This is a genomic window from Ideonella sp., assembly GCF_035254525.1.
GTDB lineage: Bacteria > Pseudomonadota > Gammaproteobacteria > Burkholderiales > Burkholderiaceae_C > Ideonella.
In genome coordinates this window covers 23,475-39,303 of record NZ_DATFAN010000108.1, presented here as the reverse complement: position 1 = coordinate 39,303, position 15,829 = coordinate 23,475, and the positions used below count along the sequence as shown (strand labels likewise).

Below are 15,829 nucleotides of genomic sequence, written 5' to 3'. Positions count from 1 at the left end.
CGAGGCGCAGCCCGCCGTGTAAACAGTGCTCAAGCCCCACCCCGGATCAGCCGATTTGTGTTGGAATTCTTCTACCGGATCACTGAGACGACGATGGTGGCATCGAGCGAGCCGCGCGAGAGCCGCGAGGCGCATCCCAACTGGATGCAGACCCTGACCCGGCTGGCCGGCGGGGCCAGCCTGGGGTCGGCGTGGGCCTTCCAGATCGGCGTCGCAGCGATCGTCGCGATCGCGGTGGCCACGATGCTGGTCTGGCTGGACGGCAGTTCCTGGCCGGTGGCGCTGGGCGCCGGCGCGATCGCGCTGCTGCCGGCTCTGCTGGCCGGCGGGGCGGCGCTGCAACTGGCACGCGCCTTGGCCCAGTCGTCGGTGCAGCGCGAGTTGCTGATGGTCGACGACGAGTTGACCGGCGTGTGCAACCGTCGCCAGTTCCTGCGCTTGACCGAGCGCGAATGGTCGCGCTGCCGCCGTTATGGCGACGATGGCGCGCTGCTGCTGATCGATGCCGACCACCTGCGCCGCATCAACGACAGCATGGGCCAGCGCTGCGGCGACGCGATCCTGCTCGAGGTGACGCGGCGCGTGAACGCGACGCTGCGCCAGTCCGACCTGCTGGCCCGTTTCGGCGGCGCCGAGCTGGCGGTCTTCCTGCCCCACACCGACCCGCTGGGCGCGCTCGACGCGGCCGAGCGCATCCGCCAGCAGGTGGCCTCGGCGCCGTTCCGCTGGGAAAACGCGCATGTCGTGGCCACGGTCAGCGTCGGCGTCGCCCATGTGCACCTGGGCCAGGCCGCGCTCGACGGCCTGGTGCAGGATGCCGAGGCCGCATTGCAGGCCGCCAAGGAGGCCGGTCGCAACTGCGTGCGCGCGACCCCCATCCAACCTCGCCGCAGCGGCGAGACCCGATCGGTGACGTCCTGACGGCTAGGCTGGAACCTTGTAGTTCTCGGCGCCCATCAGATCGACGCCGCAGGCCAGGCCGCGGGCCCAGGCGATGAACTGCGGCACCGCGTCGTCCATCAGCGGCGCGCCGTGCTGTGGCACGATCATGCTGATCGGCAGCGTGCTGATCATGTCGGCCCACAGCCGCAGGATCTTGTTCGAGACCATGTAGCGGCGATGGAACTTCTCCATCGACGGCAGGAGCTTGGCCAGGTTGGTCACCGGCTGCTGCGCGGCCTGGCCGCCGACCAGCGACACGCCCAGGTCGCCCGAGAACAGGATCCGGCTCACCGGGTCGTAGAACTGGAAGTTCCCCTCGGCGTGCAGGAAGTGCGCCGGCAACGCGATCAGGTCGCTGCGGCCGATGCGGATGCGCATGCCCGGGTCGGGGATCGGCACGATGCGACCGATCGTCTTGCCCGGTTTGCAGAAGTGCGGAATGAAGCGCTCCCAGACCGCCGAGACGTAGATCTTGGCCTGGGTCGAGGTCGTCCAGCGGTCGAGCGAGGCGATGATGTCCGGGTCCGCGTGCGACGCCAGGATCGCCGCCAGCCGCTGCGGCGGGAAGTGCCGCGTCATGCCGAGGTAGAGCTCGCTGTAGGCCAGGTTGCCGCCCGGGTCGATGATCGCGCCGGTGTCGCCGTCGACGATCAGGAACTGGTTCGACTGCACCGCCTCGTCGGCATGCCCGTCGGTGCCTGGCACGTGGCCGAGGTCGGTGAACATCAGGCAACGGTGGCCGTCGCGGTCGTACAAAGTCACGGGCATGGCCCACTGTAGGAGGGGGGCCTGGGGTGCCGGTTGACGAAGGTCAAAACCCTCGGCCGGCCAGGGTGTGGCGCGCGTGATCAAACGCACGCGCTGCATCTTCGGGCGGCAGCACGCTGCGCCCCATGCCCCGCAGCCAGGTGAGCTGCCGCTTGGCCAGCTGGCGCGTCGCGGCGATGCCGCGCTCGCGCACGTCGGCGCGCAGGGCCTCGCCGGCCAGGCCGGCGTCCAGCGCCTCCCAGGCCTGCCGATAACCGACGCAGCGCATGCTGGGCAGGCCGGTGTGCAGGTCGCCGCGCGCGCGCAGGCGCTGGACCTCGGCGATGAAGCCTTCGGCCAGCATCTGGTCGAAGCGCTCGGCGATGCGCGCATGCAGCCAGGCGCGCTCGGTGGGCTCCAGCGACAGCAGCAGGTGCCGCGGCGCCGGCACGGCGGCGCCGCGGGTATGGAAGGCCGACAGCGGCCGGCCGGTGAGCTCGAAGACCTCCAGCGCGCGCTGGATGCGCTGTGCGTCGTTCGGCGCAAGCCGCGCGGCGGCGGCCGGGTCGACCGCGGCCAGGCGGGCGTGCAGCGCCGGCCAGCCGGCGCGCGCGGCCTCGGCATCGAGCGCGGCGCGCACGGCCGCATCGGCCGGCGGCAGTGCGTCGATGCCCTCGATCAGCGCCTTGAAGTACAGCATCGTGCCGCCCACCAGCAGCGGCAGGCGACCCCGCCTGCGGATCTCGCCGATCAGGCGCGTCGCGTCGGCAACGAACTGCGCCGCCGAGTAGGCCTCGCTCGGGTCCAGGATGTCGATCAGGTGGTGCGGCACGGCGGCGCGCTCGGCCGTGCTCGGTTTCGCGGTGCCGATGTCCATGCCGCGATAGACCAGGGCCGAGTCGACGCTGACGATCTCGAGCGGCACGGTCTGCGCAAGGCGCAGGGCCAAACCGGTCTTGCCCGAGGCGGTGGGGCCGGCCAGGCCGACCCAGTCGATGCGGGAGGCCGTCGGGCTCACGCGGCGCTACCCAGCTCGAAACGCTCGCCGTCGCGCTGCACCAGCGTCCAGGCGACCGCGCTCGTCGCGATGGCCCAGAAGCCCAGGCCGAGGCCGAGCGGGCGCAGCGTGCCATCCAGCGCCTGGCCCAGCCAGAGGCCGACGCCGAAGGCGACCAGCGCCAGCATGAAGCCCGCCAGCGCCGAGGCCAGCCCGGCCGCATGCGGGAAGGCGCCGACCGCGCCGGCCTGGCCACAGGGTTGGTGGATGCCGTGGCCGAAGTTGTAGAGCCAGTGGGCGACGAGCACCCAGACGATCTCGTGGCTGCCGGCCAGGCCCAACGCCGCCATGCCCAGGCCGCCGGCCAGCGTGAACAGCGCGCCGCGGCGCACCGCACCGGCCAGCCCATGGCGCGTCAGCAGGTGACGGCAGTAGAACGTGCCGACCAGGTAGGCCAGCGAAGCCGAGGCCAACGCGAGGCCGTAGCCCCAGGGTGACAGGCCCAGCACGCCGATGTAGACGAAGGACGAGCCGGCGAGCATCAGGAACAGGCCGCCGTAGGTCGCGCTGACCAGCGTCGCCCAGGCGCGAAAGGCCGGGTGGCGGGCCACACGCCTGAACCCGGCGGCCAGCGGGCCGGGGCGCAGCGCATCCGGGTCGCGCCGGGTGCTGGTCTCCGGCACCCGCCAGGCGACGATGCCCAGCGTGATCGCCGCGATCGCCGCCACCGCGCCGAGCGGCGCGCGCCAGCCGGCCGCGGCGGTCAACCAGCCGCCCAGCAGCGGCGAGCCGAGCGCCAGCACGCCCAGGCCCGACAGGGCCCAGGCCATCACGTGCGCCCCCTCGTGCGGCTCGTACAGATCGCGCACCATCGCCCGCGCGCAGACCACCGATGCGGCCAGGCCCAGGCCCTGCAACGCCCGGGCGGCGATCAGGGCCTCGATGTTCGGCGCCAGTGCGGCGCCGACGCTGGCCAGCGTGTGCAGCGCCAGGCCGCCGAGCAGCACGGGCCGGCGACCATGGCGATCCGACAGCGGGCCCATCACGAGCTGGCCGATGCCGAAGGCCAGCAGCACGAACGACATGGTCAGCTGCGTCGCCGACATCGGCGCCGCGAGCTCACGCGCCAGCAGCGGCAGCGCCGGCAGGTACAGATCGGTCGTGACCGGTTGCAGCCCGAGCAGCAGGGCGATGGCCAGCGCGGCGAGGGCGGGGCTGAGCTGGCTGCCGCGGGAAATCACTCGTCCTCGAGTTCCGCCTTGGCCATCTCGACGTCCAGCCGCTCCATCGCATCCATCGGCGTGCAGGCGGCGGCGTCGGCATAGAGCTTCTCGGCCTCGGCCATCTTCTTGTCGCCTTCGAGCATGACCAGCCCGTTGGCGTACTCGACCATCGCGATCGCACTGGCCGGGTTCAGCGCCAGCGCCTCCTTGTAGAGCTTCAGGCCGGTGGCGGCATCGGCGCCCTGGGTCTTGCCGAGCAGCTTGCCGACCTTGTCGATCACCTCGGCGTGGAAGGCGCCGAGCGCGATGTGCGCGTCGGCATGCTTCGGAGCCAGCTTGATCGTCGTCTCGAGCGCGGTCTTGACCTTGCTGCCCAGGCCCTGCGCCAGGGCCTTGGCGACACTGATGCCCTGGCTGTAGCGGCCCAGCGCGTAGGCCTGCCAGTACCAGGCGTTGGGGTTCTGGGGCTCCTCGGCCTGCTGGGCGCCGGCCCGTTCGGACACCTCGAGGAACAGCGCGAGCTTGTTCTTCTCGCTCTTTTCGAGGTAGTTCGCGTAGATGGCCTGCGCCTTGTTGGCAACCGTGATGCCGGCCCCGCCGGCCTTCAGCCCGGCCTCGGCCGCCTTCTGGAACTGGCCGGCGTGGAACAGCGCCCAGGCGGCCTGCACGGCCTCGTCCTTCGGCCACGGCTCGGCGTCGCCGGCGTGCAGGCGGGCCCAGTGTTTCTTCAGCGCTGCGGCGTCGTACTGGTACTCGCTGCCGTCATAGGGGAAGGCGGTCCACTTGGCCATCTTGTGTCTCCTTGGGTGTGTGTGGGTGTGATCGATCAGCCGGCGCGTCAACCGGCACGATAGGGTGACGCCAGCGTGTTCAGGTGCTCGCGCGCGTCCGGCTCGAGGTAGGGCCCGAGCAGGCTCAGCACGTGCCAGGCGCCCCGCGCCAGCGTGGCGGCGGCATGCTCGGGCTCGAGCGCCTTGCGCGGCTCGCGCACGTACTCGTAGCTCAGCCAGTAGGTCAGCACGACCACCATCGAGGTCGCGACGACGGCCGCGTCGGGCCGCGCGAGCCGCGCGGCGCTGCCACGCGTCAGCCCGGCGAGCACCGCCTCGACCGCGCGGGACTTGTTCTTCAGCACGAACTGGAAGTGGGTCTCGAGCCGGCGGTTCTTGCTGAGCAGGTCGTTGAGGTCGCGGTACAGGAAGCGGTAACCCCAGATCAGCTCGAACAGCATGTGGAAGAACAGCCACGCGTCCTCGACGTTGCGCACACCGTCGGCCGCGTTCAGCAACTCGTTCAGCGCCGTCTCGTAGCGCCCGAACAAGGCGTTGATCAGCTCATCCTTGGCGGGGTAGTGGTAGTAGAGGTTGCCGGGGCTGATGCCCAGCTCGGCCGAAATCAGCGTGGTCGACACATTCGGTTCGCCGAAGCGGTTGAACAGGTCGAGGGTGACTTCGAGGATGCGCTCGGCGGTGCGGCGGGGCTTCTTGGTGGGCATGGGCGGCGTCAATCTAGCATCCCCACGCCCCGGTGGCCTTGGGGGGCCTACCTACAATGTTCCGATGCCAGCCGTTTCCTTCCAGGGCGTCGCCAAGACCTATAGCGGCGCCCGCGGCACCCTGCGTGCGCTCGACGGGGTGAGTTTCGACATCGAGCGCGGCGAGTTCTTCGGCCTGCTCGGCCCCAACGGGGCAGGCAAGACCACGCTGATCAGCATCCTCGCCGGTCTCGCGCGCGCCACCGAGGGCCGCGTGTCGGTGATGGGCCACGACGTGGTCGCCGACTATGCCGATGCGCGGCGCTCGCTGGGCATCGTGCCGCAGGAGCTGGTGTTCGACCCCTTCTTTTCGGTGCGCGAGACGCTGCGCATCCAGAGTGGCTACTTCGGCGTCAAGCACAACGACGACTGGATCGACGAGCTGCTCGCCGGCCTGGGCCTGGCCGACAAGGCCGGCGCCAACATGCGGCAGCTCTCGGGCGGCATGAAGCGCCGCGTGCTGGTCGCGCAGGCACTGGTGCACCGGCCGCCGGTCATCGTGCTCGACGAGCCGACGGCCGGTGTCGACGTCGAGTTGCGCCAGACGCTGTGGCAATTCATCGCGCGGCTGAACAAGCAGGGCCACACTGTGCTGCTGACCACGCACTACCTCGAGGAGGCCGAGGCGCTGTGCGGCCGCATCGCCATGCTCAAGCAGGGGCGGATCGTCGCGCTGGACCGCACGGCGAACCTGCTGGCCGCGACCGCCGGCAGCGTGCTGCGCTTCAAGACCGACGACGCCCTGCCGGGCGACGTGGCCGCGCGGGCCCGGGTGACCGGCCGCATCGCGCAGATCGCGGCACACGACGCCGCCGAGGTCGAACGCCTGCTGGCCCGGCTGCGTGCGGCCAAGGTGCGCGTCGAAGACCTCGAGATCGGCCGGGCCGATCTGGAAGACGTGTTCCTGGGCATCATGCAGGGCAGCACAGCGCCGGCGGTGGCGGAGGAGGCCGCATGAGCGCCGTCATGGAATCGGGCGGCAGCCGGCCGCTGGCCGGGGCGCGCACGCTGTTCTACAAGGAGGTGCTGCGCTTCTGGAAGGTCAGCTTCCAGACGGTGGCGGCGCCGGTGCTCACCGCGGTGCTCTACCTGCTGATCTTCGGCCATGTGCTCGAGGAGCACGTCAAGGTCTACAACCGCATCGGCTACACCAGCTTCCTGATCCCGGGGCTGGTGATGATGAGCGTGCTGCAGAACGCCTTCGCCAACACCTCGTCCAGCCTGATCCAGAGCAAGATCACCGGCAACCTGGTGTTCCTGCTCGTCACGCCGCTGTCGCCGCTGGCCTGGTACGTGGCGTACGTCGGCGCGTCGGTGGTGCGCGGGCTGGCGGTCGGGCTGGGCGTGCTGGCGGTCACCGCGTGGTTCGGCCCGCCGGGCTTTGCGCAGCCGGGCTGGATCCTGGCCTTCGCCTTGCTGGGGGCGGCGCTGATGGGCTCGCTGGGCCTGATCGCCGGCCTGTGGGCCGAGAAGTTCGACCAGATGGCGGCGTTCCAGAACTTCATCGTGATGCCGATGACCTTCCTCGCCGGCGTCTTCTACTCGGTGCACTCGCTGCCGGCGTTTTGGCAGGGCGTGAGCCAGCTGAACCCCTTCTTCTACATGGTCGATGGCTTTCGCCACGGCTTCTTCGGTGTCAGCGACGTGTCGCCCTGGTTGAGCCTGGGCGTGGTCCTCGCGAGCTTCTTCGTCGTTGCCGGCATCACGCTGCGGCTGCTGCAGTCGGGCTACAAGCTCCGGAATTGAGCGATCAGGGATAATCCCGGCACCATGTCCGCCCCCACTCCCGCCCAGGTTCGCGACTACATCGCTGCAGGTGTTGCCTGCGAGCACCTGGAAGTCGAGGGTGACGGCCGGCATTTCTTCGCGACCATCGTGTCGCGCGAGTTCGAAGGCCTGCTCCGCGTGCGCCGCCACCAGCGCGTCTACGCGGCGCTGGGCGAGCGCATGCGCGAAGAGATCCACGCGCTGTCGATGAAGACGCTGACGCCGGCCGAGTGGGCCCGCGAATCCGCCAACTCGGCCCCCACGGGCCACCATTGACGCTTCTGCGGCCCGGGGCGCGCTGCCGCGCGCCGTGGGCCACCCCTGGTCCACGACCCGACACCCCATGGACAAACTCCTCATTCGCGGTGGCCGCCGCCTGGCCGGCGAGCTGACGATTTCCGGCGCCAAGAACGCCGCTCTGCCCGAGCTGTGCGCCGCGCTGCTGACGCCCGAGCCGCTCACGCTGCACAACGTGCCCAAGCTGCAGGACGTGGCGACCGCGCTGAAGCTGCTGCGCCACATGGGCGCGAAGGTCGATCGGCCCGAGGCCACGCCGCAGCGCATCACGATCGACGCGGCCGACATCACCAGCACCGAGGCGCCCTACGAGCTGGTCAAGACCATGCGCGCGGCCATCCTGGTGTTGGGCCCGCTGCTGGCGCGCTTCGGCACCGCGACCGTCTCGCTGCCCGGTGGCTGCGCGATCGGCTCGCGGCCGGTCGACCAGCACATCAAGGGCCTGCAGGCCATGGGCGCCGAGATCACCGTCGAGCATGGCTACATCCAGGCGAAGGCGCCGCTGAATGCGGCCGGCCAGCGGCGCCTGCGCGGGGCGTGCATCACGACCGACATGGTCACCGTGACCGGCACCGAGAACCTGATGATGGCCGCGGTGCTGGCCGAAGGCGAGACGGTGCTCGAGAACGCCGCGCAGGAGCCTGAGATCCCGGACCTGGCCGAGCTGCTGATCGCGATGGGCGCGAAGATCGAGGGCCACGGCACGCACCGCGTCGTGATCCAGGGGGTCGAGCGCCTGCACGCGCCCGCCAACGGCCACCGCATCATCCCGGACCGCATCGAGACCGGCACCTTCCTGTGCGCGGTGGCGGCCACCGGCGGCGACGTGACGCTGCGCCAGGCCAACGCCCGCCACCTTGACGCGGTGATCGACAAGCTGCGCGAGGCCGGCGTGACGATCACCTCGGGCGACGACTGGGTCCGCGTCCAGGCCGCGGCCCGGCCGCAGGCGGTGAGCTTTCGCACCAGCGAGTACCCGGCCTTCCCGACCGACATGCAGGCGCAGTTCATGGCTGTCAACTGCATCGCAGAGGGCGCCGCGAAGATCAGCGAGACGATCTTCGAGAACCGCTTCATGCACGTCAACGAGCTGATCCGCCTGGGCGCGAAGATCGAGGTGGACGGCCACAGCGCAATGGTCACCGGCGTCGAGCGCCTGTCGGGCGCGACGGTGATGGCCACCGACCTGCGCGCGTCGGCCAGCCTGGTGATCGCCGGCCTGGTGGCCGATGGCGAGACGGTCGTCGACCGCATCTACCACCTCGACCGCGGCTACGACCGCATGGAGGCCAAGCTGCGCTCGATCGGCGCCGACATCGAGAGGGTGTCCGCATGATCACGCTCGCGCTGTCCAAGGGCCGCATCTTCGAGGAGACGCTGCCGCTGCTGGCCGCCGCCGGCATCACGGTGAGCGAGGACCCGGAAAAGAGCCGCAAGCTGATCCTGCCGACCAACCGGCCCGACGTGCGCGTGGTGCTGGTGCGCGCGACCGACGTGCCGACCTACGTGCAGTACGGCGGCGCCGACCTGGGCGTGGCCGGCAAGGACGTGCTGCTCGAGCACGGCGGCGAGGGCCTGTACCAGCCGCTGGACCTGAACATCGCCAAATGCCGCATGAGTGTCGCGGTGCGCGACGATTTCGACTACGCGGCGGCCGTCAAGCAGGGCTCGCGCATCAGTGTGGCCACCAAGTACACGACCGTGGCGCGCCAGCACTTTGCCGACAAGGGCGTGCACGTCGACCTGATCAAGCTTTACGGCTCGATGGAGCTGGCGCCGCTGACCGGGCTGGCCGATGCGATCGTCGACCTCGTCTCGACCGGCTCGACGCTGAAGGCCAACCACCTGGTCGAGGTCGAGCACATCATGGACATCTCGTCGCGCCTGGTGGTCAACCAAGCTGCGTTGAAACTCAAGCGCGACGTGCTGCGCCCGATGATCGACGCCTTCGCCAGCGCCATTCCTCGATAGCTCCGGACACCTTTGCCGCCCGCCATGCTTAACCTGCGCCAGCTCGACACCACCACCGCCGATTTCGAAGCCGAGTTCGCCCGGTTGCGCCACTGGTCGGCGGAAACGGATGCCTCGATCGAAGAGCGCGTGGCGGCGATCCTGGCCGATGTGCAGCAGCGCGGCGATGCGGCGGTGCTCGAGTACACCGCGCGCTTCGATGGCGTGCAGGCCGAGAGCGTGGCCGCGTTGGAACTGACGCGCGACGAGCTGAAGGCCGCGTTCGACGCGATCACGCCGGCGCAGCGCAGCGCGCTCGAAGCCGCGGCGGCGCGGGTGCGCGCCTACCACCAGCGCCAGCTCGACGCCTGCGGCCGCGGCTGGAGCTACCGCGACGAGGACGGCACGCTGCTAGGCCAGAAGGTCACGCCGCTGGACCGCGTGGGCATCTACGTGCCGGGCGGCAAGGCGGCCTACCCGTCGTCGGTGCTGATGAGCGCGATCCCGGCCCACGTGGCCGGCGTCGGCGAAATCATGATGGTGGTGCCCACGCCGAAGGGCGAGAAGAACGCGCTCGTCCTCGCCGCGGCCTACGTGGCCGGCGTGACCCGCGCGTTCACCATCGGCGGCGCGCAGGCCGTGGCGGCGCTGGCCTACGGCACCGCGACGATCCCCGGCGTCGACAAGATCACCGGCCCCGGCAACGCCTACGTCGCCAGCGCCAAGCGCCGCGTCTTCGGCCAGGTCGGCATCGACATGATCGCCGGCCCGAGCGAGATCCTCGTGCTGGCCGATGGCACGACGCCGCCGGACTGGGTGGCGATGGACTTGTTCAGCCAGGCCGAGCACGACGAGCTGGCGCAATCCATCCTGCTGTGCCCCGACGCCGCCTACCTCGCGAAGGTGCGCGAGGCGATCGAGCGCCTGCTGCCCGAGATGCCGCGCCAGGCGGTGATCCGCGCTTCGCTGGAAGGCCGCGGTGCCCTGATCCTGACCCGCTCGATGGACGAGGCCTGCGCGATCAGCAACCGCATCGCGCCCGAGCACCTGGAGGTGTCGTCCGACCAGCCGAACCGCTGGGAGCCGCAGCTCAGGCACGCAGGCGCGATCTTCCTCGGCGCCTACACCAGCGAAAGCCTGGGCGACTACTGCGCCGGGCCGAACCACGTGCTGCCCACCTCGGGCACGGCGCGCTTCTCGTCGCCGTTGGGCGTGTACGACTTCCAGAAGCGAAGCAGCCTGATCGAGGTCAGCGAAGTGGGCGCGAACAAGCTGGGCTTGATCGCGGCCGAATTGGCCTACGGCGAGGGCCTGCAGGCCCACGCCCGGGCGGCGCAGATGCGGCTCAAGTCTTGACGGGTTGACACGAACTTCGTGGAACACGAAAATCGTGCGACACGAACATCGTGTGAGAGCCTCATGAAGAACGTCACCGTCACGATGGAAGACAGCGTCGCCGAATGGGCGAGGCTGGAAGCCGCGCGCCGCAACACCAGCGTCTCGCGCCTGGTCGGCGAGATGCTGGCCGAGAAGATGCGCCATGACGACGCCTACGAGCGGGCCATGCGCGAGGCGCTGGAGTTCAAGAGCTGGGGCTCGTCCGACGGGCGCTACCTGAATCGCGAAGCGATCTACGACCGGAGCCAGCGGTGAGCACGACGGTCTTCGTCGACACGAACGTCCTGCTGTACTGCGTCGACGACCGCGACCTGGCCAAGCGTGACTGTGCGCGCGGCTGGATCAGCACTTGCTGGGAGCGGCGCTGCGGCCGCCTGAGCGTGCAGGTGCTCAACGAGTTCTACAGCAAGGCCCGCCAGCAGTTTCCCAGCGCCATCTCCGCCGGCGACGCACGCGCCGAGGTGCGCCGCTACCAGCACTGGCGCCCATGGCAGGTCGATCACCCGACGGTCGAGACGGCCTGGGCGATCGAAAGCCGCAACGGCCTGAACTACTGGGATGCGCTGATCGTCGCCTCGGCCCAGCAGCAGGGCTGCCGCTACGTCATTTCGGAAGACCTGCCGCACGGCCAGCAGATCGATTCGGTGCAGATCCTCAACCCCTTTCTCGTCGGCCCCGAGGTGCTCGACGCACCGGCCGCCGCCACATCATGAGCAACGCCCTTGCCGATCGAATGACCCGCTTCCTGCGTGCCGACGTGCAGGGCATGCACGGCTACGCGATCCAGCCCAGTGCCGGCTTCGTCAAGGTCGACACGATGGAAAACCCGTTCCGGCTGCCGCCCGCGCTGCGCCGCGAGCTGGGCGAGCGGCTGGCCGAGGTCGCGCTGAACCGCTATCCGGCCGAGCGGGGCGACGTGCTGCGTCACGAGCTCGCCCGCCATGCCCAGATGCCCAAGGGCTGCGACATCATGCTCGGCAACGGCTCCGACGAGCTGATCAGCCTGCTCGCACTGGCGGCTGACATCCCCGGCAACGTGGTGCTGGCGCCGCTGCCCGGTTTCGTGATGTACGAGCTGTCGGCCAGGCTGCAGGGCCTGAAGTTCATCGGCGTGCCGACCACGCCCGATTTCGAGCTCGACGGGCCGGCCATGCTGGAGGCGATCGGGAAGTACCGGCCGGCCATCGTCTACCTGGCCTACCCGAACAACCCGACCGCCAACCTCTGGGACGACGCCACCATCGAGGCGATCATCGAAGCCGCACCCGGGCTGGTCGTGATGGACGAGGCCTACCAGCCCTTCGCCTCGCGCGATTCGCTCGAGCGCCTGAAGCGGCACGAGCACGTGCTGCTGATGCGCACGATGAGCAAGTTCGGCCTGGCCGGGGTGCGCATCGGCTACCTGATCGGCCGCGCGCCGCTGATCGCCGAGCTGAACAAGCTGCGGCCGCCGTTCAACATCAGCGTGCTGAACTGCGAGGCGGCGCTGTTCGCGCTCGAGCACGTCGACGAATACGCCAGGCAGGCCGAGACCATCCGCGCCGAGCGCGCCAAGCTGTTCGGCGTGCTGGCCGCGCTGCCGGGCGTCAAGCCCTACCCGAGCGAGGCGAACATGATCCTGGCGCGCGTGCCGGATGCGAAGCGCGTGTTCGCCGGCATGAAGGCGCGCGGCGTGCTGGTGAAGAACGTCTCCAGCCTGCACCCCTTGCTGGCGGATTGCCTGCGCATCACCATCGGTACGCCGGAAGAGAATTCGCAAACCGTGGCCGCACTGCGCGGCGCCCTGGAAGAACTCGACGCATGAGCACCACCGACCCGACGATGGCCCGTGTGGCCGAGGTCCGCCGCGACACCAAGGAGACCCAGATCCGCGTGCGCGTCAACCTCGACGGCACCGGCCAGGCCAAGCTCGCCACCGGCATCGGCTTCTTCGACCACATGCTCGACCAGATCGCCCGCCACGGGCTGATCGATCTCGAGATCGAGGCCCAGGGCGACCTGCACATCGACGGCCACCACACGGTGGAAGACGTCGGCATCACCCTGGGCATCGCGGTCGCGCAGGCGGTCGGCGACAAGAAGGGGCTGACCCGCTACGGCCATGCCTACGTGCCGCTGGACGAAGCCCTGTCGCGCGTGGTGGTCGATTTTTCCGGCCGGCCCGGCATCCAGATGGCGGTCGACTTCAAGGCCGGCATGATCGGCACGTTCGACACCCAGCTCGCCTTCGAGTTCTTCCAGGGCTTCGCGAACCACGCGCTCGTGACGCTGCACATCGACAACCTGAAGGGCCACAACGCACACCACCAGTGCGAGACGATCTTCAAGGCCTTCGGCCGTGCGCTGCGCATGGCGATGACGCTGGATCCCCGCTCGGCCGGCGTGATTCCCTCGACGAAAGGCAGCCTGTGAGCCGAGTCGTCGCCGTCGTCGATTACGGCATGGGCAACCTGCGCTCGGTGTCGCAGGCGGTGATGCACGTCGCCGCCGGCACCGAGGTGCAGGTCGTCGTCACGTCCCGACCCGAAGAGGTGCGTGCTGCCGAGCGCGTCGTGCTGCCCGGCCAGGGTGCCATGCGCGATTGCATGCGCGAGCTGCACGACTCCGGCCTGAAAGAGGCGGTGCTCGAAGCCGCCACCGCCAAGCCGCTGATGGGCGTGTGCGTCGGCATGCAGATGCTGCTCGACCACTCGGAAGAGCAGGACACGCCAGGCCTGGGCCTGATCCCGGGGCGCGTCAAGCGCTTCCAGTTGGAAGGCCAGCTGCAGCCCGATGGCAGCCGCTACAAGGTGCCCCAGATGGGCTGGAATCAGGTGCGCCAGACGCGTCACGGCGGTGCGGTGCACCCCATCTGGGCAGGGGTGCCCGACGAGGCCTGGTTCTATTTCGTGCACAGCTACTACGCCGAACCGTCGGACCCGCACCACAGCGCGGGCAGCACCGACTACGGACTGCGCTTTACCTGCGCGGTGGCGCGGGATAACATTTTTGCGACCCAGTTCCACCCTGAGAAGAGCGCCGCACACGGCCTGGCCCTGTATCGCAATTTCCTGCACTGGAATCCGTGATCCCCGCTTGCCCTGCGCCGTGCCGCATCCGTGCTGCATCCCTCGCACTGACCGCCTTCTCGCCTTCACCCCAGCCCGAATCCCCACTCGTGCTCGCCGAGCCATGCTGCTGATCCCCGCGATCGATCTGAAAGACGGCCATTGCGTTCGCCTGCAACAGGGCGACATGCAGGCTTCCACCACCTTCGGCGAAGACCCCGCCGCGATGGCCAGGCGCTGGCTGGCGGCCGGGGCGCGAAGGCTGCACCTGGTCGACCTGAACGGGGCCTTCGCCGGCAAGCCGGTCAACGAGACCGCGATCAAGGCGATCTTGAAGGCGGTCGGCGACGACATCCCGGTGCAGCTCGGCGGCGGCATCCGCGACCTGGACACGATCGAGCGCTACCTCGACGACGGGCTGTCCTACGTGATCATCGGCACCGCCGCGGTCAAGAACCCCGGCTTCCTGCGGGATGCGTGCACGGCCTTTGGCGGCCACATCATCGTGGGCCTGGATGCCAAGGACGGCAAGGTCGCGACCGACGGCTGGAGCAAGCTCACCGGCCACGAGGTGGTCGACCTCGCCAAGAAGTTCGAGGACTACGGCGTCGAGGGGGTGATCTACACCGACATCGGCCGCGACGGCATGCTGACCGGCATCAACGTCGACGCGACGGTCAAGCTCGCGCAGGCGCTGACGATCCCCGTGTTCGCCTCGGGGGGCCTGAGCAGCATCGCCGACATCGAGGCGTTGTGCGCCGTCGAGAGCGAGGGCATCGAAGGCGTGATCTGCGGCCGCTCGATCTACACCGGCGCGCTCGATTTCACGGCCGCCCAGGCGCGCGCCGACGAGCTGGCCGAAGCCGGCTGATCCATCTCGGCCGCCCGGCCCCAGCCGGGTGGCAGCGCGTGCAGCACCGCATGCGCATCGAGCGAGCGGATCGGCACCGCCTGGTCGGGCGGGATGCGCTGGTGTGCCATCAACGCCTGGTAGCGCAGCGCCGTCACGCGCAGGAACGAGGCGAAATTGCCGACGGCGCCGCGCGCCGCGACGAGCTCGTCGTACAGCTTCTCGATCAACTGGACGACGCCCATGCCGTCGCGCGCCGCGATCTCCTCCAGCACCGACCAGAACAGGTTCTCCAGCCGGATGCTGGTGACCACGCCGTGCAGCCGCACCGAGCGGGTGCGGCTGTCGTAGCTCGCCGGCTCCGCGCTGATGAAGATCTCGCACATGGCGGCCTCCCTGGAATCCGTCTCGAAGACCGCCAATGTAGGCCGAGGCAGGCTTGCCCTCAAGCCTGGATGCGCGTACCCAGCACCGCCAGGAACTGCCCGATCCACGCCGGGTGCGCCGGCCAGGCGGGTGCGGTGACGAGGTTGCGGTCGGTCACCGCCGCGTCCACCGCGATGCCGCAGTACTCGGCGCCGGCCAGCTCCACCTCGACCTGGCAGGCCGGGTAGGCCGAGACGCGGCGGCCCTTGATCTGGCCGGTGGCGGCCAGCAGCTGGGCGCCGTGGCAGATCGACGCGACCGGCTTGTCGGCCTTCAGGAAGTGGCGCGTGATCTCGACCACGCGGTTGTTCATGCGCAGGTATTCGGGCGCGCGGCCGCCGGGAATCACCAGCGCGTCGTAGCTCTCGGGCTTCACGTCCGCAAAGGTCGCGTTCAGCGTGAAGCGGTGGCCCGGCTTCTCGCTGTAGGTCTGGGCGCCGTCGAAATCGTGCACGGCGGTCAGGATGTAGTCGCCGGCCTTCTTGTCCGGCGCCACCGCATGCACGGTGTGGCCCACCGCCTGCAGGGCCTGGAACGGCACCATGGTTTCGTAGTCTTCGCCGAAGTCGCCGCACAACATCAGGATCTTCTTCGCCATCGCTGGTCTCCTTGGGTGGGGCCCGGCGCCGGAAGAGGAAATCGCACCGGGGT

The 15,829-nt window shown here is 69.7% G+C and carries 20 protein-coding genes; 13 read left to right on the top strand and 7 right to left on the bottom strand.

From position 1 onward, the window contains the following. Window positions 1–93 precede the first annotated feature (93 nt). Window positions 94–921, top strand: a complete 828-nt coding sequence (locus tag VJ693_RS10645; protein WP_324153954.1) for a GGDEF domain-containing protein — start codon at window positions 94–96, stop codon at window positions 919–921. Window positions 922–924: 3 nt separating this feature from the next. Here the strand turns inward: VJ693_RS10645 and VJ693_RS10640 are convergent, their stop codons facing one another. From VJ693_RS10640 to VJ693_RS10620, 5 genes are read right to left on the bottom strand one after another with little or no spacing between them, the layout of a single operon-like run. After that, complete coding sequence (locus VJ693_RS10640) at window positions 925–1,710, bottom strand: MBL fold metallo-hydrolase (protein ID WP_324153952.1); 786 nt, start codon at window positions 1,708–1,710, stop codon at window positions 925–927. Between the two features lie 43 nt (window positions 1,711–1,753). Further along, window positions 1,754–2,707 (bottom strand): tRNA (adenosine(37)-N6)-dimethylallyltransferase MiaA, encoded by a 954-nt coding sequence (gene miaA, locus VJ693_RS10635; RefSeq protein WP_324153951.1) that lies wholly within the window; start codon window positions 2,705–2,707, stop codon window positions 1,754–1,756. Next, window positions 2,704–3,927 (bottom strand): Bcr/CflA family efflux MFS transporter, encoded by a 1,224-nt coding sequence (locus VJ693_RS10630; RefSeq protein ID WP_324153949.1) that lies wholly within the window; start codon window positions 3,925–3,927, stop codon window positions 2,704–2,706. Before VJ693_RS10630 ends, miaA begins: the two co-directional genes overlap by 4 nt. Then, a complete protein-coding gene (locus VJ693_RS10625) occupies window positions 3,924–4,700 on the bottom strand; it encodes a hypothetical protein (RefSeq protein ID WP_324153948.1) in 777 nt (258 codons plus the stop codon). The genes VJ693_RS10630 and VJ693_RS10625 overlap by 4 nt, the downstream gene beginning before the upstream one ends. A gap of 47 nt (window positions 4,701–4,747) precedes the next feature. Continuing rightward, on the bottom strand, window positions 4,748–5,404 hold the full coding sequence (locus VJ693_RS10620) for a TetR/AcrR family transcriptional regulator (RefSeq protein WP_324153946.1): 657 nt from the start codon (window positions 5,402–5,404) through the stop codon (window positions 4,748–4,750). Window positions 5,405–5,468: 64 nt separating this feature from the next. Between VJ693_RS10620 and VJ693_RS10615 the strand changes: the two genes are divergently transcribed. The 12 genes from VJ693_RS10615 to hisA all read left to right on the top strand — a co-directional run bounded on the left by VJ693_RS10615 (window position 5,469) and on the right by hisA (window position 14,773). Continuing rightward, complete coding sequence (locus tag VJ693_RS10615; protein ID WP_324153945.1) at window positions 5,469–6,401, top strand: ABC transporter ATP-binding protein; 933 nt, start codon at window positions 5,469–5,471, stop codon at window positions 6,399–6,401. Next, complete coding sequence (locus VJ693_RS10610; RefSeq protein ID WP_324153944.1) at window positions 6,398–7,189, top strand: ABC transporter permease; 792 nt, start codon at window positions 6,398–6,400, stop codon at window positions 7,187–7,189. Before VJ693_RS10615 ends, VJ693_RS10610 begins: the two co-directional genes overlap by 4 nt. A 24-nt stretch (window positions 7,190–7,213) precedes the next feature. Next, entirely contained in the window at window positions 7,214–7,486 is a 273-nt protein-coding gene (locus VJ693_RS10605) for a BolA family protein (protein WP_324153943.1), read from the top strand. A 67-nt stretch (window positions 7,487–7,553) separates the two neighbouring features. Continuing rightward, entirely contained in the window at window positions 7,554–8,843 is a 1,290-nt protein-coding gene (gene murA, locus VJ693_RS10600) for a UDP-N-acetylglucosamine 1-carboxyvinyltransferase (RefSeq protein ID WP_324153941.1), read from the top strand. After that, a complete protein-coding gene (gene hisG, locus VJ693_RS10595; protein ID WP_324153939.1) occupies window positions 8,840–9,478 on the top strand; it encodes an ATP phosphoribosyltransferase in 639 nt (212 codons plus the stop codon). The genes murA and hisG overlap by 4 nt, the downstream gene beginning before the upstream one ends. 24 nt (window positions 9,479–9,502) lie before the next feature. Beyond that, window positions 9,503–10,813 carry a histidinol dehydrogenase gene (gene hisD, locus VJ693_RS10590; RefSeq protein WP_324153938.1) on the top strand — a complete coding sequence of 437 codons (1,311 nt, stop codon included), beginning with the start codon at window positions 9,503–9,505 and terminating at the stop codon, window positions 10,811–10,813. Between the two features lie 63 nt (window positions 10,814–10,876). Continuing rightward, window positions 10,877–11,110: a CopG family transcriptional regulator gene (locus VJ693_RS10585; RefSeq protein WP_324153936.1), complete on the top strand. Its 234-nt coding sequence runs from the start codon at window positions 10,877–10,879 to the stop codon at window positions 11,108–11,110. Next, window positions 11,107–11,568 carry a PIN domain-containing protein gene (locus tag VJ693_RS10580; RefSeq protein WP_324153935.1) on the top strand — a complete coding sequence of 154 codons (462 nt, stop codon included), beginning with the start codon at window positions 11,107–11,109 and terminating at the stop codon, window positions 11,566–11,568. Before VJ693_RS10585 ends, VJ693_RS10580 begins: the two co-directional genes overlap by 4 nt. Beyond that, window positions 11,565–12,659, top strand: coding sequence for a histidinol-phosphate transaminase (gene hisC / locus VJ693_RS10575; protein ID WP_324153934.1), 1,095 nt, complete (start codon window positions 11,565–11,567; stop codon window positions 12,657–12,659). The genes VJ693_RS10580 and hisC overlap by 4 nt, the downstream gene beginning before the upstream one ends. Next, window positions 12,656–13,267: an imidazoleglycerol-phosphate dehydratase HisB gene (gene hisB / locus VJ693_RS10570; protein WP_324153933.1), complete on the top strand. Its 612-nt coding sequence runs from the start codon at window positions 12,656–12,658 to the stop codon at window positions 13,265–13,267. Before hisC ends, hisB begins: the two co-directional genes overlap by 4 nt. Further along, entirely contained in the window at window positions 13,264–13,923 is a 660-nt protein-coding gene (hisH, locus tag VJ693_RS10565) for an imidazole glycerol phosphate synthase subunit HisH (protein ID WP_324153931.1), read from the top strand. The genes hisB and hisH overlap by 4 nt, the downstream gene beginning before the upstream one ends. Before the next feature lie 103 nt (window positions 13,924–14,026). Further along, window positions 14,027–14,773: a 1-(5-phosphoribosyl)-5-[(5-phosphoribosylamino)methylideneamino]imidazole-4-carboxamide isomerase gene (gene hisA / locus VJ693_RS10560; RefSeq protein ID WP_324153930.1), complete on the top strand. Its 747-nt coding sequence runs from the start codon at window positions 14,027–14,029 to the stop codon at window positions 14,771–14,773. Here the strand turns inward: hisA and VJ693_RS10555 are convergent. Then, window positions 14,707–15,138 carry a ribbon-helix-helix domain-containing protein gene (locus VJ693_RS10555; RefSeq protein WP_324153929.1) on the bottom strand — a complete coding sequence of 144 codons (432 nt, stop codon included), beginning with the start codon at window positions 15,136–15,138 and terminating at the stop codon, window positions 14,707–14,709. The two genes, hisA and VJ693_RS10555, sit on opposite strands and share 67 nt — an antisense overlap. Window positions 15,139–15,197: 59 nt before the next feature. After that, window positions 15,198–15,776, bottom strand: coding sequence for a DJ-1/PfpI family protein (locus VJ693_RS10550; protein ID WP_324153927.1), 579 nt, complete (start codon window positions 15,774–15,776; stop codon window positions 15,198–15,200). Between the last annotated feature and the right edge of the window lie 53 nt (window positions 15,777–15,829).